This is a genomic window from Candidatus Allofournierella excrementavium, from assembly GCF_048526665.1.
GTDB lineage: Bacteria > Bacillota > Clostridia > Oscillospirales > Ruminococcaceae > Allofournierella_A > Allofournierella_A excrementavium.
This window is the reverse complement of sequence record NZ_DBGFPE010000036.1, coordinates 1-26025: the sequence shown is the minus strand read 5'-3', so window position 1 is coordinate 26025 and position 26025 is coordinate 1. Positions and strand designations below refer to the sequence as shown.

General features: G+C 60.4%; 23 protein-coding genes. 4 read left to right on the top strand and 19 right to left on the bottom strand.

The window, feature by feature from the left end:
• Positions 1-297: 297 nt before the first annotated feature.
• From ACMI1Q_RS09105 to ACMI1Q_RS09090, 4 genes are read left to right on the top strand one after another with little or no spacing between them, the layout of a single operon-like run.
• Positions 298-615, top strand: coding sequence for a DUF3847 domain-containing protein (locus tag ACMI1Q_RS09105; protein WP_270912821.1), 318 nt, complete (start codon positions 298-300; stop codon positions 613-615).
• A gap of 3 nt (positions 616-618) precedes the next feature.
• Entirely contained in the window at positions 619-2094 is a 1476-nt protein-coding gene (gene mobQ, locus ACMI1Q_RS09100; RefSeq protein ID WP_270912914.1) for a MobQ family relaxase, read from the top strand.
• A gap of 26 nt (positions 2095-2120) precedes the next feature.
• Positions 2121-2423, top strand: a complete 303-nt coding sequence (locus ACMI1Q_RS09095; protein ID WP_270912822.1) for a hypothetical protein — start codon at positions 2121-2123, stop codon at positions 2421-2423.
• A complete protein-coding gene (locus ACMI1Q_RS09090) occupies positions 2420-4159 on the top strand; it encodes a recombinase family protein (RefSeq protein ID WP_419503551.1) in 1740 nt (579 codons plus the stop codon). Before ACMI1Q_RS09095 ends, ACMI1Q_RS09090 begins: the two co-directional genes overlap by 4 nt.
• An 82-nt stretch (positions 4160-4241) precedes the next feature.
• Here ACMI1Q_RS09090 and ACMI1Q_RS09085 read toward each other — a convergent pair whose 3' ends face one another.
• The 19 genes from ACMI1Q_RS09085 to ACMI1Q_RS08995 all read right to left on the bottom strand — a co-directional run bounded on the left by ACMI1Q_RS09085 (position 4242) and on the right by ACMI1Q_RS08995 (position 25653).
• Positions 4242-5633, bottom strand: a complete 1392-nt coding sequence (locus ACMI1Q_RS09085; RefSeq protein ID WP_419503550.1) for a hypothetical protein — start codon at positions 5631-5633, stop codon at positions 4242-4244.
• The gene (locus ACMI1Q_RS09080) at positions 5620-6129 is read right to left on the bottom strand and encodes a sigma-70 family RNA polymerase sigma factor (RefSeq protein ID WP_330056771.1); all 510 of its coding nucleotides are present in this window, start codon (positions 6127-6129) and stop codon (positions 5620-5622) included. The genes ACMI1Q_RS09085 and ACMI1Q_RS09080 overlap by 14 nt, the downstream gene beginning before the upstream one ends.
• Before the next feature lie 150 nt (positions 6130-6279).
• On the bottom strand, positions 6280-8556 hold the full coding sequence (locus ACMI1Q_RS09075) for an AAA family ATPase (protein ID WP_419503549.1): 2277 nt from the start codon (positions 8554-8556) through the stop codon (positions 6280-6282).
• A 58-nt stretch (positions 8557-8614) separates the two neighbouring features.
• Positions 8615-9292 carry a hypothetical protein gene (locus ACMI1Q_RS09070; RefSeq protein ID WP_419503548.1) on the bottom strand — a complete coding sequence of 226 codons (678 nt, stop codon included), beginning with the start codon at positions 9290-9292 and terminating at the stop codon, positions 8615-8617.
• Between the two features lie 41 nt (positions 9293-9333).
• On the bottom strand, positions 9334-10530 hold the full coding sequence (locus ACMI1Q_RS09065; protein WP_419503547.1) for a DUF5711 family protein: 1197 nt from the start codon (positions 10528-10530) through the stop codon (positions 9334-9336).
• Between the two features lie 25 nt (positions 10531-10555).
• Positions 10556-11317 carry a tRNA pseudouridine(38-40) synthase TruA gene (gene truA / locus ACMI1Q_RS09060; protein WP_419503546.1) on the bottom strand — a complete coding sequence of 254 codons (762 nt, stop codon included), beginning with the start codon at positions 11315-11317 and terminating at the stop codon, positions 10556-10558.
• Between the two features lies 1 nt (position 11318).
• On the bottom strand, positions 11319-12137 hold the full coding sequence (locus ACMI1Q_RS09055; RefSeq protein WP_419503545.1) for an energy-coupling factor transporter transmembrane component T family protein: 819 nt from the start codon (positions 12135-12137) through the stop codon (positions 11319-11321).
• Positions 12131-13012, bottom strand: coding sequence for an energy-coupling factor transporter ATPase (locus ACMI1Q_RS09050; protein WP_419503544.1), 882 nt, complete (start codon positions 13010-13012; stop codon positions 12131-12133). Before ACMI1Q_RS09050 ends, ACMI1Q_RS09055 begins: the two co-directional genes overlap by 7 nt.
• Positions 13013-13063: 51 nt before the next feature.
• Positions 13064-13897 (bottom strand): energy-coupling factor transporter ATPase, encoded by an 834-nt coding sequence (locus ACMI1Q_RS09045; RefSeq protein ID WP_419068035.1) that lies wholly within the window; start codon positions 13895-13897, stop codon positions 13064-13066.
• Positions 13898-13899: 2 nt separating this feature from the next.
• Positions 13900-14853 carry a class I SAM-dependent methyltransferase gene (locus ACMI1Q_RS09040; protein WP_419503543.1) on the bottom strand — a complete coding sequence of 318 codons (954 nt, stop codon included), beginning with the start codon at positions 14851-14853 and terminating at the stop codon, positions 13900-13902.
• Positions 14854-14953: 100 nt separating this feature from the next.
• Complete coding sequence (gene ruvB / locus ACMI1Q_RS09035; RefSeq protein WP_394981008.1) at positions 14954-15997, bottom strand: Holliday junction branch migration DNA helicase RuvB; 1044 nt, start codon at positions 15995-15997, stop codon at positions 14954-14956.
• A gap of 3 nt (positions 15998-16000) precedes the next feature.
• A complete protein-coding gene (ruvA, locus tag ACMI1Q_RS09030; RefSeq protein WP_394981006.1) occupies positions 16001-16603 on the bottom strand; it encodes a Holliday junction branch migration protein RuvA in 603 nt (200 codons plus the stop codon).
• Positions 16604-16621: 18 nt separating this feature from the next.
• Positions 16622-17119, bottom strand: a complete 498-nt coding sequence (gene ruvC, locus ACMI1Q_RS09025; RefSeq protein ID WP_419503542.1) for a crossover junction endodeoxyribonuclease RuvC — start codon at positions 17117-17119, stop codon at positions 16622-16624.
• A gap of 169 nt (positions 17120-17288) precedes the next feature.
• On the bottom strand, positions 17289-18551 hold the full coding sequence (locus ACMI1Q_RS09020) for an Ig-like domain-containing protein (RefSeq protein WP_394981002.1): 1263 nt from the start codon (positions 18549-18551) through the stop codon (positions 17289-17291).
• 789 nt (positions 18552-19340) lie between these two features.
• The gene (locus ACMI1Q_RS09015; protein ID WP_394962219.1) at positions 19341-19703 is read right to left on the bottom strand and encodes a hypothetical protein; all 363 of its coding nucleotides are present in this window, start codon (positions 19701-19703) and stop codon (positions 19341-19343) included.
• Positions 19704-19874: 171 nt separating this feature from the next.
• Complete coding sequence (locus ACMI1Q_RS09010; RefSeq protein WP_394981000.1) at positions 19875-20960, bottom strand: hypothetical protein; 1086 nt, start codon at positions 20958-20960, stop codon at positions 19875-19877.
• Between the two features lie 216 nt (positions 20961-21176).
• Positions 21177-21869 carry a helix-turn-helix domain-containing protein gene (locus ACMI1Q_RS09005; RefSeq protein ID WP_394963743.1) on the bottom strand — a complete coding sequence of 231 codons (693 nt, stop codon included), beginning with the start codon at positions 21867-21869 and terminating at the stop codon, positions 21177-21179.
• A 39-nt stretch (positions 21870-21908) separates the two neighbouring features.
• Complete coding sequence (locus ACMI1Q_RS09000) at positions 21909-23711, bottom strand: type IV secretory system conjugative DNA transfer family protein (RefSeq protein ID WP_394963745.1); 1803 nt, start codon at positions 23709-23711, stop codon at positions 21909-21911.
• 55 nt (positions 23712-23766) lie between these two features.
• The gene (locus ACMI1Q_RS08995; protein WP_394980998.1) at positions 23767-25653 is read right to left on the bottom strand and encodes a hypothetical protein; all 1887 of its coding nucleotides are present in this window, start codon (positions 25651-25653) and stop codon (positions 23767-23769) included.
• Positions 25654-26025 lie beyond the last annotated feature (372 nt).

Genomic DNA, 26025 nt, shown 5'->3' with positions numbered 1-26025 from the left:
TCCCTTGGTAACAAGGGCGCACTTCTATACAGAGGCAAGCCCTGTATCGTGCGCTCTGCGAGGCGAACAGCCCGGACAGCAAATGTCCGGGCTGTTTTGCGTCACTTCGTTCCGAACAAGGGGCTGCACCCCTTGCGCCGCTATGCGGCTATCCCTGCGCACTTTGTGGGCGGTGCAATTTGCTGACGCAAACAGCACCGCCCGCAAAGTTTTGAATATGTTCCCCAGACCGTTTATCGTTTTTCGGTAGGCGGTCTTTTTGTTTTTACACACCAATTTTTTAGGAGGTCGTGCACCATGCCCAAACAGAAAATCATCTCGGAGCTGGACACTGAAATTTCCGCCAAGGAACGACAGCTTGCCCAGCTCCAACACAGACAGCAGCAACTTGAAAACCGCCGCAGCTACTACGAAAAAGGCGACCGCCGCAAGCGGGCACACCGCCTCATCACTCGCGGCGCGGCCATCGAAAGCGTAGAGCCGCTGGTAAAGGTTTTGACTGAAACCGAGTTTTACACCTTTGCGGAAAAGGCTCTCTCGTTGCCGGAAGTCAAGAGTTTGCTCATGTCCGCCGTCAGCGCCCACAACGCCGCCGAGCAGAAAGGGAAGGGATAATCGATCGCGCTATATCATTTTCACGTGACACAGATCAAACGCAGCGCCGGGCAGTCAGTTGTGGCGTCCGCCGCCTACCGTTCCGGCGAGAAGCTGCACAGTGAATATTACGGCGAGGACAGCGACTACACCCGCAAGGGCGGCGTGGTCTGTTCTGAAATCCTGCTGCCGCCCCACGCCCCGCAAGAATATGCAGACCGGGAAACCCTCTGGAACGCCGTAGAGAAGGCCGAGCACGGGAAGAAAGCCCAGCTTGCATACAGTTTTGACATTGCCTTGCAGAATGAATTCTCCACGCAGGAGAACATTGCCCTTGCAAGGCAGTTTTTATTGGATCAGTTTGTGAGCCGGGGCATGGTGGTGGATTTCGCCGTACACCAGCCAGACAGAGATGACGGCGGCATCCAGAACCCGCACTTCCATGTGCTGTGCCCCATCCGGCCCATCTTGCCGGACGGCCGGTGGGGCAGCAAGCAGCGCCGGGAATATGTGCTGGACGAACACGGCGAGCGCATCCGGGACGAGGCTGGAGATTATGTGTTCAACGCTGTGCCCACCACCGACTGGGGCAGCCCCGACACCTTGGAACATTGGCGGCAGGCATGGGCGGAGCTGTGCAACGCCAAATTCGCGGAGAAAGGTTTGGATTGCCGCATCGACCATCGCAGCTATGAGCGTCAGGGTGTGGAGCAGTTACCCACCGTCCACGAAGGCCCTACCGTCAAGGCGATGGAGCAAAAGGGTATCCGTACCGACAAAGGCGACCTCAACCGCTGGATTAGGAAAACTAACGCCATGCTGCGGGAGGCAAAGCAAAAAATCGCATCCCTGATCGGCTGGCTGAAAGATGTCAAAGCCGAGCTTTCCGTGCCCCAGCCGCCTACGCTGGTGGAACTGCTGTCCGCCTACTATGACACCCGCAATAAGGGTGCATACAGCGGCAAAGCCAAGCTCGGAAATCTGAAAAAGTTTTCGGAAACCGTCAGCTATCTGGAATCCAAGCAGCTCCGCACCACCGAGGATTTGGACGCGCTGCTGAACGCTATGCAGGAACAGATTAACTCTCTGAAAGAATCCGCATCCGGGAAACAGACCCGTATCAAGAAGCTGGACGAGCTGCTCCGCATGGCGGACTATTACCAGCAGGGCAAACCCGTTGCCGACAAGCTGAAAACCATCCGTTTTGATACCTTCCGCCAGAAATACAAGGCCGAACATGAGAATGTGCTGCGGACATTTTACATGGCCGATCGCAAGCTGAAAAATCAGTGGGTAGACGGGAAACTCCCCGTCTATGCGTGGCGGAAGGAGAAATCCAAGCTGGAAACCGAATATCAGGCGTTGCAGCAAAAGATTACGCCGCTGTACGCCGACACAAAAAAGCTCTGGGCCATCCATTACAGCATCTATCAGGTGCAGCATGAGCAGGAGCGCCAGAACGCCATTACACAGCAGAAAAAACACGAAATCGAACACTAAACCTTACACATTTTCAGGAGGCAGTTATGGACAGCAAATTGAAAATCCCACCCGAAATCATAGACGGCCTGGACACACCCGAAGAATATCATTTTTCCAATCCCGGCCCCACCGACCCACCGAAGCGCAATTTCTGGATCGATGAATGCGGGCATATCCGTGTCAAAAATCTCTCGGCATTTTGGTTGCCGGAATTCACCTTGCAGAAGGAGATCGGCGGCACGGTTTACACCGTCACTGGCAGCTATGACGGCACGGAGCCACTGAACCGGAAGATGGAGCGCATCATGGCCGAAAAGTTTACAGAAAAGACGGAGGATAGCGAATGACAAACACCCGAAATCTTGGTACAATAGAAACAGCCAATCCTGTACTGGCAGTTGCCCCATTGAAGGAGGACGCAGAAATGCAGCGGGCAACTGAAAAAATTACGGCTCTCTATTGCCGTCTATCCGTGGAAGATATGAAGGATGACAAGAACGGCGGCAAGGGGGATGTATCGAATTCCATCCAGAATCAAAAAATGATCCTGCTCCAGTACGCAAAAGAGCATCGTTTCCCCAACCCGACTTTCTTTGTGGACGATGGGTACAGCGGCACCAACTACGACCGCCCCGGCTTTCAGGCCATGCTGTCCGAAATTGAGGCTGGGAATGTGGCCGTCTGCTGCACCAAAGACCTATCCAGACTGGGTAGAAATTCATCGCTGACTGGGTTGTATATCAACTTCACGTTTCCGAAGTATGGAGTACGGTATATTGCCATCAACGACCACTTTGACACCATCGACCCCAACAGCACCGACAACGATGTGGCAGGTATAAAGAACTGGTTCAACGAGTTTTTTGCGAAGGATACCAGCCGCAAAATCCGGGCGGTACAGAAAGCAAAAGGCGAGCGCGGCGTACCGCTGACCACCAATGTCCCGTTTGGGTATCTCAAAGACCCGAACGACAAGACAAAGTGGATTGTGGATGAGGCGGCAGCTCAGGTGGTCAAGCGTATTTTCCACCTTTGCATGGAAGGGCGCGGGCCGATGCAGATCGCCAAGCTCTTGCAGGAGGAAAAGGTTCTCAACCCCACCGCCTACAAGCGCAGGGTGGGCATCAAGACCCCCAGCCCGGAGACTTCCGATCCCTATCACTGGAACACCAACACCGTTGTCCACATTTTAGAGCGCCGGGAATATACCGGCTGTACGGTCAACTTCAAGACCTACACCAACTCCATCTGGGATAAGAAGCAGCGGGACACGCCCCTTGAAAAACAGGCGGTATTCTACAACACCCATCCGGCGATCATTGAGCAGGAAATCTTTGATAAGGTTCAGGAAATCCGCCAGCAGCGCCACCGCCGGACGAAAACCGGCAAGAGCAGCCTGTTTTCCGGCATGGTCTACTGTGCCGACTGCGGCGCAAAGATGCGGTACTGCACCACCAACTACTTTGAGAAGCGGCAGGATCACTTTGTCTGCGCCAACTACCGCAGCAACACGGGAAGCTGTTCGGCGCACTTCATCCGGGCGGTTGTGCTGGAAGATTTGGTCTGGATGCACATGAAAACGGTCATCTTCTATGTGACCCGGTATGAGAAGCATTTCCGGGCCGCAATGGAACACCGGCTTCGGCTGTCCAGCGAGGAAAAAATCTGCGCCAGCATCAAGCGTCTGGAACAGGCGCAGCGGCGTATGGGCGAGCTTGACCGGCTGTTCATCCGCATCTATGAGGACAATGTAGCCGGGAAGATTACGGATGAGCGGTTTTCCATGATGAGCCAGTCTTATGAGGACGAGCAGGCACAGCTCAAGGTGGTAATCCAGACCTTACAGCAGGACATTGAAGTACAGGAACGACAGATTGAAAACTTGGATCAGTTCATCCAGCGGGTACACAAGTACACGGATTTACAGGAATTGACCCCTTACGCTCTGCGGGAGCTTGTAAAGGCGATCTACATCGAAGCGCCGGACAAGAGCAGCGGCAAACGGCGACAGAACATCCGTATCTCCTATGACCTTGTGGGCTTTATTCCCGTGGACGAGCTGATAAAACAGGAAACGGCATGACCGAAGCCATGCCGTTCCTGCGAAAACTAATTTTGCTTTCTTATGACCCCCGACCATGCGGGCAGGGGGATTTTCGATTTTGTCAGGGCAGCGGCAGCTCCTCGCCGTTGAGGGTGACCTTTGCCACCTTTTCCAGGTCGATGACCTGATCGAAGATGCTGCGGCAGACGACGGTGTCGTCGCCGGTGCTGACGCTGGCGCTGCTGCTGGACACCTCGGTGCCGTCGGTCAGGATGACCCGCAGGTCGGCGGCTTCGCTGTCGGCGGTCATCTCGCCGGTGCCGAAGGCGGTGACGGAAATGGGCGACACCTGCACTTCGTCAAGCGTCCAGGGGTTCATGTCCTTGCCGCAGGGGATGACCAGCGATTCGCTGGCTTCCTCCAGCCGGAAGGTGGTGGCCCAATCGCCGTCGATGAGCCAGTCGTAAGTCATGGTCTCCATCCGGACGGTCAGCTCGCTCTGGTCGGCGCCCTCCGGCGGGATGAGCACATACTCCACCAGATCGTTGTAGCTCTGGAAGGTGCCCATCTTGTGTTCTTCGCCCAGGTCCAGTTCCAGCTCGGTGCAGGGCACCCGCTCGCCCCCGGCGTTCCACAGCGAGAAGGACAGGCGGTTCACCCGGCCCATGCCGCCCAGGTTGTTCACCTGGATGTGCAGCTGGCCGTCCACCACGCCGGCGGCGTTCACGTTGGCCCAGTCCACGCCGGGCAGGGCCAGCGGCTGCTCCCAGCCGGCGAGCACGGGGATCTTGCCCTCGTCCAGCAGCTTGGTGTAGCACTCCATGGCCGGGCCGGTGGCGCCCCAGGAGTCGATCTGCTGGTTGTACTGCACCGGGATGTGGCCGGTGAGGCTGCGGACTTCCTCCATGGTGTAGCCCAGGTCCACCGGGTCGTTGAAGGACAGCCCGGAGGTGATGCTGGTGGCGCCCACGGTGATCTTTTTGCCCGCCAGCTGCTGGCTGGCGTTGGCGGTGAGCCGCAGGATGGCGGTGCCGGTGGCCTCGTCATAGTCCACCGTTTCCACGTTGGTGAACATGGTGCCGGTGACCTGCGGGGTGTAAAGCTCGGCGTCCGGGCCGATGCGTCCCTGGCCGGTGGTGTCCTGCAGGCCGATGTAGACCGCTGCCACCTGGCCGTCGCTCATGGCGGCCAGCACTTCCATGCGGATGCCCGCGTCCTCGCTGACCTGATTGATGGGCTGAAGCATCTGCAGCGTCTCCTCGCCCAGAACGGCCAGTTTCTGCTGCAGTTCGGGGGCCGCGGCCAGCACGCCGCCGCCCAGGCACAGAACGAGGGCAAAGGCCGCCGCCAGTGCCAGCACGCGCTTCATCGGGCGCAGGCGCCTTGCCGGCGGCGCCACGGCCACGGTGGGCCGGCACTGGGCCAGGATAGCCTGCTTTTGAGCAGCGTCCATCTGGACGCTGCTCAGGCCGCTGTCGACAGCGGCCCGGACCGTTTCGTCACAGATCTTCATTTGGCCCTCCCTCCAATCTTTTTTTCAATGCCTCGCGGGCGCGGCGCAGCCGGATGCTCACCGTGGACTGGGGCGCGCCCAGCACCGCGGCGATCTCGTTGACCTTCAGCTGCTGGTAATAGTGCAGCAGAATGACCTCTTTGTATTTGGGTTTCAGGGCCATGATCTCCTGGAACAGGCGGCCCTGCCCGTCCTTGGGGGTCTCCGTGCCGGGCAGCTCGGGATACTGCTCCACCAGATTGACCTTGCACTTCCAGGCGCTGCGCAGATAATCCTTGCAGACGTTCACCGTGATGCGCATGACCCAGGCCTTTTCCGCCGATGGGTTTTCGATGGGCCGCCAGGCGCGGTAGATCTTGATGAAAGCATCCTGCACGGCGTCCTGGGCCAGGTGCACATCGCCCAGATACATGCAGCACATGCGCAGCATGCCGGTGCCGTACACATCCACCAGCCGTTCCATCTCGGTGCTTTCGCACACCGGCTGCTCCACCATTCCCTCACGCTCCTCTGCGGCGGCCCGCCGCGAGAGGCTTTCACCCCTCAAACGGACCGACCCCCTGAAAATATTTCAACTTTGCGCCGCCAATGTCAGTTTTTCGTAAACTTTTGGTTACAATTCGGAGACAACTCCGTTACGCCGCTTTCAGACCAGTTCCAGCCGGTCCTCTTTCGCGTCCAGCGTGACGGCTCCGGAGAGAGTGCCCGCCACGAACCGCTCGGCCAGGGGGTCCTCCACCCGCTTGCGGATGGTGCGCCGCAGGTCCCGCGCGCCGAACTTGGAGCCCGCCTCTTTCACCAGCACCCTGCAGGCCGCGGGGGTGTAGGTGAAGGTGACGCCCTTTTCCGCAAGGGACTGGACATACTCGTCCAGCACCAGGGCGGCGATGCGCTCCAGGCTCTCTTCCCCGAGGGGCTTGAAGGCGATGACCTCGTCCACGCGGCCCAAAAACTCCGGCCGCAAAAATTCGCCCAGGGCCTTCATGGCCTTGTTGGCGCTGATCTGCTCGGCCGTTTTGGCAAAGCCGGTCTCGCCGGTCTTTTCGGTGCTGCCGGCGTTGCTGGTCATGCAGATGACGGTGTTCTCAAAGTTCACCGTGCGGCCCTGGCTGTCGGTGATGCGGCCCTCGTCCAGGATCTGAAGGAGGATGTTCATCACGTCCGGGTGGGCCTTTTCGATCTCGTCGAACAGCACCACGCTGTAGGGCCGGCGGCGCACCTGCTCGGTGAGCTGGCCCGCCTCGTCATGGCCCACATAGCCCGGAGGGGCGCCGATGAGCCGGCTGACGGTGTGCTTTTCCATATACTCGCTCATGTCGATGCGGATGAGCGGGTCGGGGGTGTCGAACAGCTGGTTCGCCAGCTGGCGCACCAGCTCGGTCTTGCCCACGCCGGTGGGGCCCACAAAGATGAAGCTGGCGGGCCGCCGCTTGCCGGAAAGGTCGGCCCGGGCGCGCTTCATGGCGCGGGCCACCGCCTCCACGGCCTCGTCCTGGCCGATGATGCGCTTTTTCAGCTCGCTTTCCAGGTTCAAAAGCTTTGCGAACTCGCTCTGCTCCACCTTCATGGCGGGGATGCCGGTCCACAGCTCCACCACCTTGGCCACGTCCTGCATCTCCACCTTGATGCCGCCCGCCTTCAGCTGAAGCTCGGGCAGCTTTTCCCGCAGCTGGGCCATCTCGGTCTTGATCTGGGCAAGGCGCTCGTAGTCCGGGCCGTTCTCCGCCTGCTCCTGGGCCAGCTCCTCCGCTTCCAGCGCGGCCAGGGACTTCTGGGTCTCGGCCAGCTCGCTGATCTCGGGGTGGCGCAGGTTGCAGCAGGCGCAGGCCTCGTCCAAAAGGTCGATGGCCTTGTCCGGCAAAAAGCGGTCGGAGATGTACCGCTCGGAGAGGTTCACCGCCGCGGACACGATCTGGGAGGTGACCTCCACGCCGTGGTGGGCCTCGTAATACTTCTTGATGCCGTTCAGCACATTGATGGCGTCGGCGATGCTGGGCTCGCCCACCTTCACGGGCTGGAAGCGGCGCTCCAGGGCCTGGTCCTTCTCGATGAACTTGCGGTACTCGGTGAAGGTGGTGGCGCCGATGACCTGGATCTCGCCGCGGGACAAAGCGGGCTTCAGGATGTTGCCCGCGTTCATGGCGCCCTCGCTGTCGCCCGCGCCGGTGATGCTGTGGATCTCGTCGATGAACAAAATGACGTTGCCCAGGCGCTTGACCTCGTCGATGAGGCCCTTCACCCGCTGCTCGAACTGGCCGCGGAACTGGGTGCCGGCCACCAGGGCGGTGAGGTCCAGCCGGTAAAGCTTTTTGCCCTTGAGGCAGGCGGGCACCTGGCCCCGGGCGATGCGCTGGGCGATGCCCTCGGCGATGGCGGTCTTGCCCACGCCGGCCTCGCCGATGAGGCAGGGGTTGTTCTTCTGGCGGCGGGCCAAAATCTGGATGGTGCGGTAAATTTCCTGGTCGCGGCCCACGATCTCGTCCAGCTTGCCGGCGGCGGCCCGGGCGGTGAGGTTCTCGCAGTATTTATCCAGGAATTTCAGCTTGCCGGGGCCCTTTTCCTTCTCCTTTTTCTTGTCGCCCTTGGCGCCGAAGCCGAAGGGGAAAGTGGCGGAGCCGCCGGGGGTGAACTCCTCGTCCGAGTTGTTTTCCTTGCCGTCGCCCTCTTCCTCGCCCATGGGGGCAAAGGGGAACATGCCGGACATGCCGTTCTCCCCCGCTTCCTCCATGAAGCTGTTCATGCGCTCCTCCATGGCCTCCAGGTCCTCGTCGCGCATGCCGAACTGTTTCATCAAATCGTCCACCGGCTTGATGCCCAGCGCCCGGGCGCAGGTCAGGCAGTAGCCCTCCTGCTTGGGCTGGCCGTTCTCCATGCGCTGGATGAACACCACGGCGGTGCGTTTTTTGCATTTGACACAAAGCATAGGTCTCTCTCCCTCTCTGCCTTTTTCCAAGGCCCCGAGTCACGGGGCCCGCGGCCCCTTAATAAAACGGATTGAAGCGTCCGAACAGGCTGTAGGTGATGCTGCCGGCCAGCGCCTGGTCGTTGAGAAATTCGATGGAGCCGCCGGTGATGACGATGACCGCCCACACGGCGCACAGCACCAGATACAGGTCCACCACGCCGGCCAGCAGGCCCATCAAAAAGCCGAAGAAGCGGTTCACCGAGCCCATCACCGGGATGCGGTTCACGTTGGTGAGCACCGCCACCAGCAGCCCCACCAGCAGCCTGCACAGGGCAAAGGCCACAAAGAACAGCACGATGGCGATGATGGGGGTGAGCAGCGGGGCGATGACCTCGTCCACCAGCTTGACCGCCATGTCCGGCGCGCCGCTGTCCAGCAGGCCGGCGGCGGAGGCGGTGAGGCTCTCCTTGATGCTCTCGGGCAGAAAGCCCGCGTACTTTTCGATGGTGGACTGGATGTTCACCGTGCCCTCGGCGGTGAGGGTGTTCTGGATGCTGGTCACAAAGCCGTTCTGGAAAAACCTTTCGAACAGCAGGGGCGAGGCCTGATGGCTGAGCACCAGCGCCCCGATGAGGCTGGCCAGATTGCCCACGAACTGCACCAGACCGGCGGCAAAGCCGCGGCGGGCATAGGCGAAGGCCACCACCAGCAGCAGGGCCAGCATCACAAGGTCGAACACGATGGCCGCGTTCATCCGATCACTCCTTTTTGCGTTTGGATTTTTTGCCGGGGCGCTCAGGCGGTCTGCCCGTCGTCCGGCTGGGTGAGCAGGTCGGCCTGCCCGCCGGTGACCACCACCAGCTGCTTTGCGTCCAGCACGGCCAGGGGCCGCGTTTCGGTGGGCGCTTCCCACAGGGCCTCTCCGGCCAGACTGTAGGCGGCAACGCTCTCCTGTCTTAAAACGTATGCGGCGGTGCGGGTGCACACCACTCCCTCGGCGGGGGCGGGCACACTGGCCTCGCCCAGCACCTGCATCTCCGGGTCCAGGATCACCAGCCGGGCGGGGGAATCGCTGGCGTCGGGGCTGAACAGCAAAGCACAGTTCTGGCCGGACACCGAGGCCGCGCCCAGGCTCTCGCCCTCAAAGCTGTACACCGCCGTCTGCTCGCCGGTGGCCGCGTCGTAGACGATGGCCGTGCGGTCATAGATGGCCAGCATCCGGTCGTTGGACAGCCAGTGCAGCTGCAGCGGCTGGCCGGTGGCGGTGGCCGAGGCGGTGACCTCGTCGCTGCGGATGTCCAGGAAATAGAGGTTTGTCTGCAAGCTGCCCCCCTGGGCCACAAGGCAGGCAACGGCAAGGCGCTTGTTGTCCCGCGCAAAGGCCACCCGCACCGGGGTGCCCTCGGTGTCGGTGGGGTTCCAGCCGTAGCGGAACTCCATGGAGGAGTCCCACACGGTGAGCTCGGCGGCAAAGCGGTCGGACTGGGTCACCACCGCCACGCTGCCGCCGGTGCTCATTTCGGCCAGCAGGATGGGCTGCTCAAAGGTGCGCTTGTAGAGGGTGTCGGTGCGGCCCTCCACCCGCAGCTCGTAGCCGGAGCGGCCGTAGAGGCAAAAGCGGGTGTTGCCCGCGCTGATGACCGGGCGGGCGTAGCCGTGCTGGATGGTGCGCAGCTCGGTGCCGCCGCCGGACCAGACGCCCACGTCCTGCTGCCCCAGCAGCACAAAGCCGCCGGAGAGGGGCTCGGCCTGCAGTATCTCGGGGATGCCGGTCTTGACCGGCCAGCCCGCCCCGGGCGACAGGGCGATGCGCACCGAGTCGAAGGTCTCCCGGGCGGCCAGGGCCAGCTGACTGTAAGCCCCGGTGAAGTAGAGGGCCACCAGCCCCGCCGCCGCCAGCACAAGCACAAGCCTGCGCAGCCGCCGCAGCGCCCGCCGCCGGCGCACCTCCTGCAAACGGGTCACGTTGGACCCACTGTGTCCTTCGCTCACGGCGGCGCCTCCTTTCAGGGAAAAATCAGAGGCCCAGGGCCTCGGGGGGATAGTCCACCTGTTTCAAAAACAGCCCCTTTGCCGGCAGGGTGGGCCCGGCAAGGCTGCGGTCGCGCCCGGCCAGGATGGCGGGCACGGCGTCGGGGTCAAGGGCGCCCCGGCCGGCCTCCACCAGGGTGCCGGCCAGGATGCGCACCATATTGTAAAGGTAGCCGTCAGCGGTGACGGTGACGGTGACAAGGGGCCCCTGCCGCTCCACCTTGCAGGCGGAGATGGTGCGCACGGTGTCGCCCTTGGCCGCCACCGAGCTGCCCGCCGAGCAGAGGCTGAGAAAATCGTGTTTGCCCACGAACTTCGCCGCCGCCTTGTCCATGGCCTCCGCGTTTAGCGGGGCGCTGATGCGGTGGTGGTAGGCCGCCTCGAAGGGGCTTTCCACCGGGCTGTTCCAGATGCGGTAAACGTAGGTCTTGGTGTGGGCGGAATAGCGGGCGTGAAACTCCTGGGGCACCTCGCGCGCGGCGTTCACCCGCACCGTGTCGGGCAGGTGGCGGTTGAGGGCCAGGGGCAGCTTTTCCACCGGGATGGAGGTTTCGGCCCAGAAGTTCAGCGCGTAGTGCAAGGCGTGCACCCCCGCGTCGGTGCGGCCGCAGCCCTTCACGTCGGGCCGGGCCCCAAAGAGGGCCTCCAGGGCGTTCTGCACGGTCTCGCAGACGGAAACGCCGTTCTTCTGCACCTGAAAGCCGCAGAAGTTCGTGCCGTCATAGCTCAGGTCCAGCAGGATGTTCATCTCACAAGACCCCCGGCATCAGAAAGCGGGTGGCCCAAAGCGCCGCGAAGGCCAGGGTGCAGAGCACCAGCGCCTCCCAGTCCAGCGCGCCGAAGCGGAGGACTTTCAGCCGGGTGCGGCCCTCGCCGCCCCGGTAGCAGCGGCACTCCATGGCCATGGCCAGTTCGTCCGCCCGTCGGAAAGCCGAAATGAACAGCGGGATGAGGATGGGGACCATGGCCTTTACCCGGTCGGAGAGGGAGCCGCTGTCCAGCATGGCGCCCCGGGCCTTCTGGGCGTTCATGATCTTATCCGTCTCCTCGATGAGGGTGGGGATGAAGCGCAGGGCGATGGTCATCATCATGGCCAGCTCGTGCACCGGCATGTGAAGCTTCGCGAAGGGACGCAGCAGCCGCTCGATGGCGTCGGTGAGGACGATGGGGCTGGTGGTGTAGGTCAGAAGGCTGGTGCCCGCGATGAGGGCCACGATGCGCACCGCCATGAAGATGGCGTAGGCCACGCCTTCCTTATAAATGCGGAAGACCCAGAAGGAGACCAGCGGTTCCCCTTCGCCGCCCATGAAGAAGAGGTTCAGCACCGCCGTGAACACCACGATGGGCATGATGGGCTTGAGGCTCTTGAGGATGAGTTTCAGGGGAATGCGGGCCATGAGATACAGCCCCGCCAGCAGCAGGATGCTCAGCGCAAGGCCCAGGAAGTTGGTCACCGTGAACAGGATGACGATGTAGGCGATGACCAGCAGGATTTTCAGCCGGGGGTCGCACCGGTGCACCGGGGAGTTGCCGGGGAAGTGCTGGCCGATGGTGATGTCTTTCAGCACGTCGCCTCACCTCCCCCGTTCTTCTTCGCCAGGGCCGCCTGGATGGTCTTGACCGCATAGGGCACGGTGTACACGTCCTGGGGCAGGTCCAGCCCCATGGCCCGCAGCCGCAGGAACACCTTGGTCACCTGGGGCACCGAGAGGCCCAGCTCCAGCAGTTCGTCCGCACGGGCAAAGACGTGCTCTACCGTGTCGTACATGGCGATGCGGCGCTGGTCCATCACCAGCACCTTGTCGGCGTATTTGGCGATGTCCTCCATGGAGTGGCTCACCAGAATGACGGTGGTGCCGGTCTCCTTGTGGAAGCGCTTGACCTGGGAGAGGATCATCTCCCGGCCCTCCGGGTCCAGGCCCGCGGCGGGCTCGTCCAGCACCAGGATCTTCGGCTCCATGGCCATCACGCCGGCGATGGCCACCCGACGCTTCTGCCCGCCGGAAAGCTCGAAGGGGCTGCGCTGGAGATATTCGTCCTTCAGGCCCACGAACCGGGCGGCGCTCTTCACCCGCCGGTCGATCTCGGCCTCGTCCAGGCCCATGTTTTTGGGGCCGAAGGCGATGTCCTTATACACCGTCTCCTCGAACAGCTGGTACTCGGGGTACTGGAACACCAGCCCCACCATGAAGCGGAACTTGCGGATGTCCGCCGGTTTTGCCCAGATGTCCTGCCCGTCCACCAGCACCTGGCCCTCGGTGGGCTTCAGGATGCCGTTGAAGTGGGTGATGAGGGTGCTTTTGCCCGACCCCGTGGAGCCGATGATGCCCACGAAGTCGCCCTCTTCCACGGCAAAGTCCACCTTGTCCAGCGCCACGGTGGCGTCGGGCATGCCGGCGTTGTAGATGTGGGTCAAGCCCTTTGTTTCGATGATGGCTGCCATAGGCCGCCTTTCCCTCCCTCTTGCGGGGCCTTTGCCCCGAAACCGCCGCGCTTACTTCAAAAGCTCATAGAGCGCGGCGGCGCATTCTTCCTCGTTGATGATGTCGGTGGGGATGTCCACCCCGGCCTCTGCCAACCGGCAGCACAGCTCGGTGACCTGGGGCACGTCCAGCCGCAGCCGGTGCAGCTCGTCCACCTGGCTGAACACCTGGCGGGGGGTGCCCTCCATGACCACCTTGCCCTCGCTCATCACCACCACCCGGTCGGCCTGGGCGGCCTCGTCCATGTAGTGGGTGATGGACACCACGGTGATGCCGTAGTCCCGGTTGAGGTGGCGGATGGTCTCCATCACCTTTTCCCGGCCCCGGGGGTCCAGCATGGCGGTGGATTCATCCAGCACAAGGCAGTCCGGCCGCATGGCGATGACGCCGGCGATGGCCACCCGCTGCTTCTGGCCGCCCGACAGCTTGTGGGGCGCTTTTTCCCGGTGCTTGTAGATGCCCGCCATCTTCATTGCGTCGTCGATGCGCGCGCGTATCTCGGCGGGGGGCACGCCCAGGTTTTCCAGGGCGAAGGCCACGTCCTCTTCCACCACGGTGGCGACGATCTGGTTGTCCGGGTTCTGGAACACCATGCCCACCTTCTGGCGGATGTCATAGAGATGTTCCTCGTCGGCGGTGTTCATGCCCTCCACCAGCACGGTGCCGGCCTCGGGCAGCAGGATGGCGTTGAAGTGCTTGGCCAGGGTGCTTTTGCCGCAGCCATTGGCCCCCAGCACCGCCACGAACTCGCCCTTGTCCACCGACACAGAGGCGCCGTCCACGGCCCAGGGGCTTTCCGGCGTATAGCGAAAGCGGATGCCCTCGGCGTTTATCATGTGTTCCATGTTCATTCCTCCCCCGTCTGCGCTTCCTGCGCCAAGGGTTTGAGAACGATGGGCGCGTTCATCGAGCTCTTTTTCTCCCCCGCCTGCACGCCGTCTGCCAGCCAGAAGGCGGTGGCGCCGCAGGGCACCACGCCGCCGGTGCTGGACACCGGCAGGCCGATCTCGTCACAGCTGGTCGTGCCGCCCTTTTCCGGGCACAGAAGGGTCTTCAGGATGTACTCCATCACCGCCGGCGACAGACCGGTGGTGTAGCTGTTCACCGCCACGAACAGGGGCTCGTCGCTGAGCACCTGGGTGCACTGCTCGATGAGGTCATAGATGCAGTTTTCCAGCTTCCACACCTCGCCCCCCGGGCCGCGGCCGTAGCTGGGCGGGTCCATGATGATGGCGTCGTAGCGGCTGCCCCGGCGGGCCTCCCGGGCCACGAACTTGGTGCAGTCGTCCACGATCCAGCGGATGGGCTTGTCCGCCAGGCGGCTTTCGGCGGCGTTCTCCCGCGCCCAGGCCACGATGCCCTTGGAGGCGTCCACGTGGCAGACGCTGGCCCCCGCGGCGGCGCAGGCCAGGGTGGCCCCGCCGGTGTAGCCGAAGAGGTTCAGCACCCGGATGGGCCGGCCGGCGGCGGCGATGGCCTTCTGATAAAAGGCCCAGTTCACCGCCTGCTCGGGGAACACGCCGGTGTGTTTGAAGCCGGTGGGGCTGACCACCAGCCGCAGGCCCTGCCAGCCGATCTGCCATTTTTCGGGCAGACGGCGGCGGTATTCCCACTGGCCGCCGCCCTTGTCGCTGCGGTGATACACCGCGTCCGCCTTGGCCCACAGGGGGCTGGTGCGCTCATTTCTCCACACCACCTGCGGGTCCGGGCGGACCAGCAGCGCGTCGCCCCACCGCTCCAGCCGGCTGCCGCCGGTGGCGTCGATGAGTTCATAATCCTGCCAGGAACTGGCGGCTCGCATAGGCACTTCTCCTTTTTCTCTGCCATGGCCCTGGGGTCATGGATTCTATATTGTACCCTGTAATTGTGAATATTTCTTGTTGGTTTGCGCGGCGGCGCGGTCAGAACATGCTCTGCTGGCCGCTCTCCTCCGCAAGGTTCGGGGCGCGCATGCCCAGATGCTCATAGGCCAGCCGGGTGACGCACCGGCCCCGGGGGGTGCGGGTGAGGAAGCCCATCTGCATCAGATAGGGCTCGCACACGTCCTCCAGCGTCACTGCCTCTTCGCCCAGGGCGGCGGCCAGGGTGTCCAGACCCACCGGCCCGCCGCCGTACAGCTCGATGATGGCCCGCAACAGGCTGCGGTCCAGCTCGTCCAGGCCCAGCGCGTCGATGTCCATGCGCTTTAAGGCCAGCCGGGCGGCGTCGCCGTCCACCGTGCCGTCCCCCAGCACCACCGCGAAGTCCCGCACCCGCTTGAGCAGGCGGTTGGCCACGCGGGGGGTGCCCCGGCTGCACTTTGCCAGTTCGAGAGCCCCCTCCTCGGTGCAGGGCTGGCCCAGGATGCCGGCGCTGCGCCGGATGATGCGGGCCAGCTCGTCGGGGCTGTAAAGCTCCAGTTTCAGCAGCACGCCGAAGCGGTCGCGCAGCGGGCCGGTGAGCTGGCCGGCCCGGGTGGTGGCGCCGATGAGGGTGAACCGGGGCAGGTTGATGCGGATGGACTGGGCGCTGGGGCCCTTGCCGATCATGATGTCCAGGGCGTAGTCCTCCAGGGCGGGATAGAGCACCTCCTCCACCTGGCGGGAGAGGCGGTGGATCTCGTCGATGAAGAGCACGTCGCCCTCCTGGAGGTTGGTGAGCAGGGCGGCCAGGTCGCCGGGCTTTTCGATGGCCGGGCCGCTGGTGATGCGGATCTGCACCCCCATCTCCTGGGCCACGATGCCCGCCAGGGTGGTCTTGCCCAGGCCCGGAGGGCCGTAGAGCAGGATGTGGTCCATGGGCTCGCCCCGGCGCTTGGCCGCTTCCAGATAGATGCGCAGGTTCTCCTTGACCTTCTCCTGGCCCACATACTCTTCCAGCGTGCGGGGGCGGAGGTTCATCTCCTCCGTCTCGCCCCGGTTCACTTCGGGGCTGACCAGACGGTCGTTGCGGTCAAAATCTTCCACGGTTTACCTCCTTGCCATGCCGCGCAGCGCCAGCTTGATGAGTTCTTCCACCGGCAGGGTGTCGTCCAGCTTGGTCAGCGCTGCCGCCGCCTCGCCGGAGGTGTAGCCCAGGCTGGTGAGGGCCGCGGCCGCCTGGGCCAGATTGCTGCCCGCGGCGGGGGCCGCCGGGCCCAGGTCGGAGAGGGAAAGCCCCTCTGCCAGGCCCTTGCCCACCTTGTCCTTCAGTTCCAGGGTGATGCGCTGGGCAAGCTTCGGGCCCACGCCGCTGGCGGCGGTGAAGGCCTTGTGGTCCCCCGCCGAGGCGGCCAGCGCGATGCGCTGGGGGCTGAGCACGCTCAAAATCGCCAGCCCCACCTTGGGGCCCACGCCGCTCACGGCGGTGAGCATCTTGAAGCAGGCCTGCTGCTCCTCGTCGGCAAAACCGAAGAGGGACACGTCGCTCTCGGTGACGTTCATGCAGGTGTAGAGGGTGGCCTCCTGGCCCACGGCGGGCAGCGCGCCCGCCACGCTGGAGGGCACCTGCACCTGATAGCCCACCCCGGCGCAGCTGATGACCACCTGGTCCAGGCTCTTTTTCAGAATTTTTCCGTTCAGGCAATAGATCACGGCGAAAGGCCTCCTTTGTCAGCGCAAGGGCATGTTCTGCAGCCGGCTGCGGCTGCAATGGCAGTGGGCGATGGCCATGGCCAGCGCGTCGGCGGTGTCGTCGGGTTTCGGCACCTTGTCCAGGCGCAGCAGCACCCGGGTCATCTCCTGCACCTGCTTTTTCACCGCCTTACCGTAGCCGGTGACCGCCTGCTTGACCTGCATGGGGGTGTATTCGAACACCGGCACCCCGCACTGGGCGGCGGCCAGCAGGATGACCCCGCGGGCCTCGGCCACGCCGATGACGGTGGTCTGGTTGTGCTGATAGAACAGCTGCTCGATGCTCAGCGCCTCGGGGGCATAGTCCCGCATGATGCGCGAAACGCCGTCGTACACCGCCGCAAGGCGCTGCTCGAAAGGCATACCCGCCAGGGTGGTCACCGCCCCGAAGTCCACCGGCGTGAACCGGTTTCCGATGTATTCCACGACCCCCCAGCCCACGATGGCGTAGCCGGGGTCGATGCCCAAAACGCGCATAGACACTTCCCTCTTTGGCCCTGCGGCCACACTTCTCCACAATATCCGATATAGTATACCACAAAACCGCGCCGAGGGCAAACGCAGGCGGCAAAAAGAAGGCCCGGCGGCCCCGCGCAAAAACACGCGGAAGGCCGCCGGGCCGGTGTGTTCACTTTTTTGTCAGCGCTCACTCGAACACTGCCACCCAGTAGTGGCAGCCGTCGCCGTCGTACATGTGGGCGATGGCGCCCCGGGTGTAGACGGTGTTGATCATGTTCTGGTAGTGGCCGGTGCTGCCCTGCCACGCGGCGATGACCGAGGCCGCGTCGGCGTAGCCCACGGCGATGTTCTCGCCGGTGGTCTGGGCGCCGTTGTGGCTGAAGTCCACCGCGATGTCCTCACAGCGGCTCTGGGCGATGGAGGCGAGGCTGTCGTCCCAGGCAAGGGCCGCCGCGCCCGCCGCCGACCGCAGCTGGTTCTGCATATCAAAGGCGGTGGTGTCCACATCCACATAGAACCAGCCGTGGGTGCCCCAGCCCTCGGGGGCGTCCTCGGTGGGGGCGGCGACGCTGCCGGAGCCGCTGCCGCCTGCCGAAGCGGAAGAACCGGAGGAGCCGCTGCCCGAGGACTTGGCGGCCTCCTTGCCGGTGAGGGTGACGCTGCCCGCCACCTCATAGGCGGTCTCGGCGGTGATGGTCGCCTCGCCGGCGCTCACCACGGTCACGGTGCCGGCCTCGTCCACGGTGGCCACGCCCTCGTCGCTGGAGGACCAGGTCAGGGTGGCGGCGTCCACCGCCGCGCCGGTCTCATCGGCGGCGGTGACGGTGGTGGTGCCGCCCACGGTCACTTCGGTCTTGCCCGCCGTGAGGGTCAGCTCCTTGGGGCCGCTCCACACGGTGATCATCGCCTTGGCCCGGGTGCCGTCCGGCGCAAGCACCAGCAGGCTGGTGTGGCCTTCCTTCACCGGGGTCACGGTGCCGCTTTCGTCCACGGCGGCGATGGCCTCATCGCCGGTCTTGAAGGTGAACTGGTCCGCCAGCTCCGCGGGCTCCACGGTCACCACGGCCTGGGCCGCGCCGTCGGCCAGATGGAGGCTCATCTCCTCCACCGTCAGGGTCTCGGTGGCGATGTTCACCACCACCGTCTGGGTGGCGCTCAGCTCGCCCACCGCCGCAGTGACGGTGGTCTCGCCCGCCGCCACGCCGGTCACGGTGCCGGTCTCATCCACGGTGGCCACCGCCTCGTCGGCGCTGGTGTAGGTCACCGCCGGGTCCTCGGCGGGCGCTTCGCCGTCCCAGGCGAAGACGGGCTCCAGCGCCGCGGTGCCGCCCACCGTCAGTTTCAGCTCCTCCTGCGGCAGGCCGACGCCCGTCAGCTTCGCGCCGCAGGCGGTCAGGGCCAGGGCCAGCGCCGCCGCCAGCCCCAATGCGATCAGTTTGCGTTTTTTCATGCTGCTCCCTCCTGTTTTTCGCGCATCCGCGCAAAAAAGGCCGGGGACGACACACGCACGATGTCATCCACGGCTCAACGGTTGCCCCGCGCCCGGAGGCGCGGAGGGTCTTTCTTGGAACACCTTTATTATATCACTTTTGCGGCTTTTCCACAAGGAAAACAACAAAAACCCCGAAAACGCGATGCGTCTTAGGGGTTTGGTGGGCGGTAAGGAACTCGAATCCCTGACCCTCTGCACGTCAAGCAGATAGTCATTATAGTCTCCGAATTACCCGTATCTCAAATGAAATTCAGCTTGCATCCACTTTTTTTCAAAGTGCGCAACAAAAAAGAACGCTCCCGTCACCCATTGAGGATGTCCGGCGGCGTTCTTGTGTTGACTTTTTCTCTAAATCCTGTATAATGGATTTAGAAAAGCTCTCACAAGTCAGTCGCTGGGCCCTAACCAACGAGTGGCGCATGGTCGTTTCCGGCGGGTAACCGTGAAACGACCTGTGGGGGTTTTCTTTTGTCTTAATTTATTATACCATGGATTGCCACATTTTGCAATAGCGGTTTTCGGTTGCGCTGCCCCGAAAAGTAACGACCATAGATCTCACTTCTTCGCAACGAGAAAGGGGTGAGATTTATGGACATCGACAAGTTGCTGGCATTGTTTGCCGCGGCAATCAGCCTGATCCAGCTTGTTCGGCTGGCCTAAATCAAAAAAAGCAGGTACGACCGACGGTCGTACCTGCTTTTTGGCCTGGTTATGCGGTTTTTGGGGTGCGACCGCCGGTCGTACCTATCACGGTTCCACCACTGGCTGGTGCTGCACGGGGAACGGCGCTTTGGTGATCACCGCCACCTGCTCTGCCCATTCCACAAGCGCGTTCACCGCGCCGCGGGTGACTTCGGTGTTTTCCTCAACAGCACAGAGCCGGTCCTTCACCTCGACCAGCTCGTGTTCAACGCGCCCCAGCCGGGCGTCCATATTGTCCAGCCGGGCGTCCATATTGTCCAGCCGGGTATCCATATTGTCCAGCCGGGCATCCATATTGTCCAGTCGGGCGTCAATTTTATCCATCCGGGCCATCATACGCCCTTCGCTGGCAGTGACAGCGGAAGTGATCAGCCCGGAAATCGCCTGTAGATCTTCGTTGGTCAGCATTGTGCATTCCTCCTGTCGGTTTATTTAGTATAGCACGCCAGGATGCAAATTACCATTGTTGGTTTTAACAAAGTTGCAGCCTTCTGTTTTGCAGGCGTTTCTGTCGTCGGTCGTACCTCGCTTTTGGCTTTGTTATGCGGTTTTTCAGGTACGACCGTCGGTCGTACCCTGTCATGGTTCCAGGCTGTGTGCCTGCTCTTGCAACATCTGCGGAATGAGCGTCTGCCGGTAGCCCGCCATCACAAACTGCTGCACATACGGCACATCGACCTTCATCTCTGTTCGGCGGCAGCACTCTTCGATCAGTTCCGGCGTTATCATCGGCAACGGGCGGTGCGCTGCATATTCACTGAGGGCATGTTCTGTACGCTCCAGGTCGTTCAGTTCCCTGCCAAGCAGATCCGGCATTCTTTGCTGCGGTTTATAGCCATCGTAAAGCAGAGATATGTTGTTGTCGAAATTCGGCGCAAGTAATAGTATTTCCCCGGTGTCGACGTCCCGCAGCACACCGTAGTTCTCCGTGTGGCGGTCGGCATTGAGGCAAAATGCGTCCATCATCAGCAGTTGCAGATAATCGTCAGCCATTACAGGAGATATTTCCTTGAAGATACGGTAATTCAGTCCGTAATCTTCCTCTTCTCCAACAAGAGAGAAAGCCGGCTCGAAATTCGCCTTGCCGGCAGTGAAGTCAAGTGTGCGAATGAAAGGCCCCGCTTTTTCGTAGCGGGCAGTGGGAAAACCAAGCGCCTTGCACAGTTCATAAACAAACAGCTCTGAAAACATCTCGTTCTCATTGCATTGCTTATACATCCACCAGCAGCCGTCTTCCAAGCGCCAGCATTTTTCAAAGCTGCCAATGTTGGTCAGTTCCGGGGTGCGGCTGGGCGGGCGGCTAAATGCAGAGAGATCTCCTTGCAGCGCGAGAGTGTCAAAATAATTTTCCCGAAACCGCACTTTATCCCAAGTTAAATCGCTGCCCGCCGGCCGTACCCAGTAGGTATCCGTGATCGTGGCCGCCTGCATGGCCAGTGCCGTTGAGGCGTCGTCTTTCTCCGAGAGCCTCAACACTTTTTTCAGCAGCCGCGAGTGCGTTCTGTGACGATCAATCGCTCTGTGAGCCAGCCATTCCTCCAGATTCCCCGTCCGACGCAGATACAGTGGCATCAGCTCCTCCCGAAGTGGATACAGCTGCCGCCCCTCGATCCTTGCAATCTCCACGTCACGGCTCATCAGTGTTGCCCGCATCGTTTGTTCCATGGACATTCGCCTCCTTTCCTGTTGAGGTGCGACCGTCGGTCGCACCTTAATTTTGGCTTTATTGCACGCTTTTCAGACACGGCCAAAAGTGAGAGTTGCCCATGCGATACACATTATCCGTGCTTTTAGTATATCACAGTTGTCCTTACCCGTACAAACAAAAAACGGGCCGACAAAAAGGTATAGCTATCCCCTACCTCTCTTTTAGCCTTATGTTTATCTTCTTTTTGTAGCGTAGTGGGTGGGTATGGGTATGTTATTCAAAAAATGAACCACTGCCCTCTTGACACGATGCAAAACGGATGTTAAGCTAAAAGTGTTAGATGGGCTATCTAACTGTTTTGTGCGGGCGTCTGGTTTTTGCTCAACCAGGCGCTCTTCTTTTGTGTCCTGGATCAAATACAAATTGTGCTTGCCCGCCCATTTGGCCATTTTTTTCAGCAAACCAGAGGCTTGCAGGCAGCGGATCGCCCGCAGCAGTGTGTTTTTGCACAGACCCAGCAAAGACGACAATTGAAAAAGCGAAGGAAACGCTTTGCGGTTCCGCCCGCGAAAGCGCAGCATCGCCGCATAGACGCTAAAACTGCTCGCCGGCAGTTGCAGGACCTGCTCCGACAGGTTGAGGGCGAACCAACGCCCGCCCACGGGCAGAGCGATCGTATACTTGTTTGCGGCGTATGTACCGTCCTCTTTGTAGACGTGTTCACGGCGCACCAACCCCATCGATTCCAAATGTTTGATTGCAGCGCAGACTGTGCCGGCTGCCACATCACACTTCCGAGCGATCACACAGGTGCGCATTGTGGTTTTGTTCTCATGGTCGGCCGCGCTCATAAGCACACACAGCACTTTTAGTGCATTGGGCGGCAGCTGCATTTCCAGCAGCGCATTCGGCAATTTCAAAAACATATTCATTCTCCTAAGTCCTAAAGTTAGACCCGCTGCCGGTCAAGCCGGCAGCGGGTCCTCGTTTTCTTCGATGTCAAACATGCCTGGTGTCAAATCATACGACAGCGCACCTGCACGGGCGGAAAGCAGGTCGGCGTCCGCCACCTGCACCTCACGATATTCCAGGTCGGGCCGCTGCGGCTCCGGCGCGTCTTCCAGATACGTCCAGTAACCAGGCGGCGTCACCTTCAACGGGTAGGCCGTGCCCCGGATCACAATAAATTCGCCCACCGGCATGGCGATCAAATCGCTGGGCGACATCAGTGGCCGGCCGACAAGCGACTTCGTGCTGCTCGTCTTGCCCTGCTGGATGCTGCTGGAGCCTGTCAGGATCGTTTCATTGCCCAGGATCTTGCTGATGGTCTCGGCAGTGGAGAGCGCCGCAGGCGCAACAAAAGAAGTAATGATCGTTTGATTCGTCCCTCGGATGATCTCGCTTTTTGTCTTGCTGTAATGCTTTTGCAGCTGGGCAAAGTCCTGGAGCGCGATCATAAGCCGGCCGCCGCGGCTTCGCATGGCGGCGCTGAGGGCGTCATAATCCGGGATGGGTGGCTGTTGGCCAAACTCGTCCAGAAGCAGCAGCACCTTTCGCGGCAAAACACCGCCATATTCTGTTTCCGCGATTTCGATCAAATCGTTCATCAGGTTCCGCACGATCAGGCTGCTGATGAAGTGCCTGGTCGTATTCTCATCCGGGCTGATGAGAAAAAGAGCGGAAGGCTGTGAGATGAACGTCTTGGCGTCAAAATCGCTGTCGTGGGCAATCAGGACCTGTTCCAACTCGGCATCGATGAATTTGACCAGCTTGCCAAGCGCGGAAGAAAACACGTTCATGGACGTGCGCATATCGGCGCTTGTCGCCGGACCAGTGTAATATCGGATCCGTGGATCGTTGATTTTCTCCAGCAGCGCCTCCATCTTGGTTTTTTGCGGCTGGCCAAATCCGCCGGAGCCTTGTATCTGTCCATTCATTTCCAAAATGAGATTGAAAACGCTGATGATATGGCGCTGCGGCGCAGGAGCATATTCACTGACCAGCAGTATGACGCCAGTAATCAGGCCACGGGCAGTCTCGTTAAAATAATCGCTGCTTTCCGATTTTACTTCTGCGCTGTCGCTGTCAATCAGCAGGCTTGCCGCCACCTTTGCATATCGCTCAGCACGGCCATACGCTCGGGCCTTTGACAGCTTATCGGTTGCTGCCCGGTACTCGTCGATAGCGGCATTCACATTGGCGATGAAGTTGTACCGGCTTGATTTGCTTATGTTGCGCAAATCGAGAGCCGGCGTCCGATAACCCGCTGCTTGCAGCTGCGCTGCGTTCCGGCGGTACAGTTCCCCTTTGCAGTCCAGTATCACCATGCTGGCCCCGTGGCCGCCTGTATTCTTATTGACAGCCAGATTGTAACGAACCGTCGGTATTATTATGCGGGTCGTTTTGCCGCTGCCCGGTGGCGCTACAAGCATTACGTTATGCTCGCTTGTATCCACACGCCAATGCCCGGCAGAGAAATCGATCACAAAACCTGGTTCTGTTTCTCGTCCTGACGGTACAGAAAGAAAAATACTGTTTTTTTCTGTATCGTTCATCCACCGGCTCTTACCGTGCTGCCCATGGCCGGCCGCAACATCCTTTACGTCGATTGGTTTTTGATAGATCCAAGACCAAATCAAAAATGCGACGCCAGCAACCAGCAAAGCTGCTCCCAATGCTGCAACGCGATACTGAGGCGGCACTGCAATCACCGCAGCTATTCCGACTGCGACAACAAAGAGAAAAAGCAGGTTTTTTCGTCTTCTCAATCATCATCACTACCTTTCAGATTTTTGAACAGCCGAGGCTGCATCCCCACCCCCTTTACAGATCTTTCAGAAAATTTGATTGGATCTGCTCCATTCTTGCTGGTTCAGGCCGAACAGTCCTCTGCTGTTCTGTTGCATAAGCTCGCTGTTCATCAATACGCTCTACCGCATGGCGAAACTGCTGCCCCATCCTGGTCAGGCTTTTTCCCAGGTCGAAGTCCTTACACATGGTCGCCCGGCTGAGATAATCTACCAGGTATTTCTGGTCCTGCTGAGAAACAGAAAAGCCGTAATGCTTTAGCAGCATCACGGCCATTCCCTGGGCTTCAAATTCTTTTACCTCTTTGGGCAGTTCGGGTGCAGAGGTACAGTGCAGCAGCGCATGCGAATACTCATGTAATATTGTCGATGCGGCGACCGTGTCTTTTGCCAGGTTGTTTATGTGGATGGAATTTTCGACTTTATCATAATACCCATCAAGAGATATGGAGATGAGCGGTTCCTTTGTCACGCTTATTCCTTCCAGGACCGCTACACGTTCCACCGCCTTATACAGAAGATCGTGGTCCACAGATGCGGTTCCCTTATCGTATACCTTGGGGTAGTCTTCAACCGGGCAGTTCGTTTGGGCTATGTCGTAGACGGGATACGGCACGAATGTCGTTCGCCGCACCACTTCCAGCTCATTGGCGGCGATTTGATACTGTTCCTGTGCAGTTGCAGCAGACAACGGCACAAATTTCCCCTCACGGTTGATATACTCTTTTTCGATGGGACGAAAGATCTGCAATCCTCGCCGCTGTTGTTCCGGCAAAATCTTATAGCCCTTCTCCTGCCAACCAGCTTTGCTTGCCACAAAGGTTGCATATCTATTTTGCAGATAGATCAGCATCCTGTTACGCTGGGAAAACGTATAGAATCGGGAGGAAAAATCAAGATACTCTTGCAGCATCTCAGGATCCTCCCGGAACTTCTCATACATGTCCACGATACCCTGGTCAAAATCCGGCATTGGCTCCACCGGCTGGTCGGCATGTATCACCTTGGGCGGATGATCTTTGCCATATTCCTCTTTTGTTTGTACGAGCTCTCGCAGTTCACTATCGGACAGATGAACAGGCTGTCTGATCCATGGCCATGCAGCGGACATTGTTACTTCCGTGCTGAGATCCGCAGTCAAACTTTTAAGGTTTTTGATTTTCCGCAGTAACACACTTGCTGCGGAGGGCGTATCGCCCACATCAATGGGTATTGCCTTGATATTCTGTGCATCGTCTACTTCGATTACCAGAAAGCGACGGCCCACATCGTCGATTTTCACCGCAGAGTAAATCAGGTCTCCAACGCTGATACTTCTCATATACGTCTTCCCCTCCTTCGATTTTCTGCCAATTCTGCCAAAATAATAGCCCGAGCCGACGAGCTTGGCCGCCAGGTGGGAGAATGGTATCCCTCTGGCCGCCAGCATTGCTCTGGCGCGGGTTCGATTGGCATAAACAATATCCTCTGGCCGCAACCGTTCGATCCAATCGACGAGCTGCTCCAGAGGATAGATTGACAGGATAAAATTTGCTTGCTGAATTCGAGAACTGATTACTGCCTTTCCGTGGGGATCCACAATAACAGCCACCGGATCGTTCTGCACATACTTATCGACCAAAAAAGCATAGGCTCCATGGTGGCCTGCAAACGCGAGGGTCGGATCGTTCAAATCTTCTGGCAGGGCAGCAATGACTTCCACCGGGACCCCATGCCGTGATGGGTGCTGAGGGTCTGGCTCGCTGGTAATGTTCCGCAGATGTTTCATTGTGATGAGCAGCGGCCACTTTTCAAACCCCAGCTGTTCCATCAGCTCTGTTGCAGAGCAGACAAGGAAGGCATCCTCTTTCTGCTGAGCGGGTCGTTGCAGTGCCTGGATGATTCTGTTCTTCAAATCATCCATCGTTCTTCATCTCCATCAGACAGTGAGCACACAGTATGACGTCTTTATAGGATCTCAATTCTTCTGTTCCTCCGCAAGCCATGCAATGGCGCTTTGACACCTTTAGCACAATTTCGTTTGCTCGGGCATCAACGTATGCCAAAAGGGTATCCTGCGTCTGGATCCCCAGGGCCTTTCTTGCCCGAACAGGGACTACCATCCGGCCAACATGGTCGATACCGACATCCCCGGCATAAACTCTATTTCCCACTGTATCACTCCTATTACAATAAATTTGGACAGGAAAGCCGGACAGCCAGTCCGGCTTTCCCTCCATCTCGTGCCTAAGCTACAATGAGAGGAGCAACTGGCTGACCAATCACTCCTTGGGCT

Coding starts and splice junctions, on each gene's coding strand:
- ACMI1Q_RS09105 (WP_270912821.1), top strand. CDS start 298: ATGCCCAAACAGAAAATCATCTCGGAGCTGGACACTGAAATTTCCGCC.
- ACMI1Q_RS09095 (WP_270912822.1), top strand. CDS start 2,121: ATGGACAGCAAATTGAAAATCCCACCCGAAATCATAGACGGCCTGGAC.
- ACMI1Q_RS09090 (WP_419503551.1), top strand. CDS start 2,420: ATGACAAACACCCGAAATCTTGGTACAATAGAAACAGCCAATCCTGTA.
- ACMI1Q_RS09085 (WP_419503550.1), bottom strand. CDS start 5,633: ATGAAGATCTGTGACGAAACGGTCCGGGCCGCTGTCGACAGCGGCCTG.
- ACMI1Q_RS09080 (WP_330056771.1), bottom strand. CDS start 6,129: ATGGTGGAGCAGCCGGTGTGCGAAAGCACCGAGATGGAACGGCTGGTG.
- ACMI1Q_RS09075 (WP_419503549.1), bottom strand. CDS start 8,556: ATGCTTTGTGTCAAATGCAAAAAACGCACCGCCGTGGTGTTCATCCAG.
- ACMI1Q_RS09070 (WP_419503548.1), bottom strand. CDS start 9,292: ATGAACGCGGCCATCGTGTTCGACCTTGTGATGCTGGCCCTGCTGCTG.
- truA (WP_419503546.1), bottom strand. CDS start 11,317: ATGAACATCCTGCTGGACCTGAGCTATGACGGCACGAACTTCTGCGGC.
- ACMI1Q_RS09050 (WP_419503544.1), bottom strand. CDS start 13,012: ATGGCAGCCATCATCGAAACAAAGGGCTTGACCCACATCTACAACGCC.
- ACMI1Q_RS09045 (WP_419068035.1), bottom strand. CDS start 13,897: ATGGAACACATGATAAACGCCGAGGGCATCCGCTTTCGCTATACGCCG.
- ACMI1Q_RS09040 (WP_419503543.1), bottom strand. CDS start 14,853: ATGCGAGCCGCCAGTTCCTGGCAGGATTATGAACTCATCGACGCCACC.
- ruvC (WP_419503542.1), bottom strand. CDS start 17,119: ATGCGCGTTTTGGGCATCGACCCCGGCTACGCCATCGTGGGCTGGGGG.
- ACMI1Q_RS09020 (WP_394981002.1), bottom strand. CDS start 18,551: ATGAAAAAACGCAAACTGATCGCATTGGGGCTGGCGGCGGCGCTGGCC.
- ACMI1Q_RS09015 (WP_394962219.1), bottom strand. CDS start 19,703: ATGCTGACCAACGAAGATCTACAGGCGATTTCCGGGCTGATCACTTCC.
- ACMI1Q_RS09010 (WP_394981000.1), bottom strand. CDS start 20,960: ATGGAACAAACGATGCGGGCAACACTGATGAGCCGTGACGTGGAGATT.
- ACMI1Q_RS09005 (WP_394963743.1), bottom strand. CDS start 21,869: ATGTTTTTGAAATTGCCGAATGCGCTGCTGGAAATGCAGCTGCCGCCC.
- ACMI1Q_RS08995 (WP_394980998.1), bottom strand. CDS start 25,653: ATGGATGATTTGAAGAACAGAATCATCCAGGCACTGCAACGACCCGCT.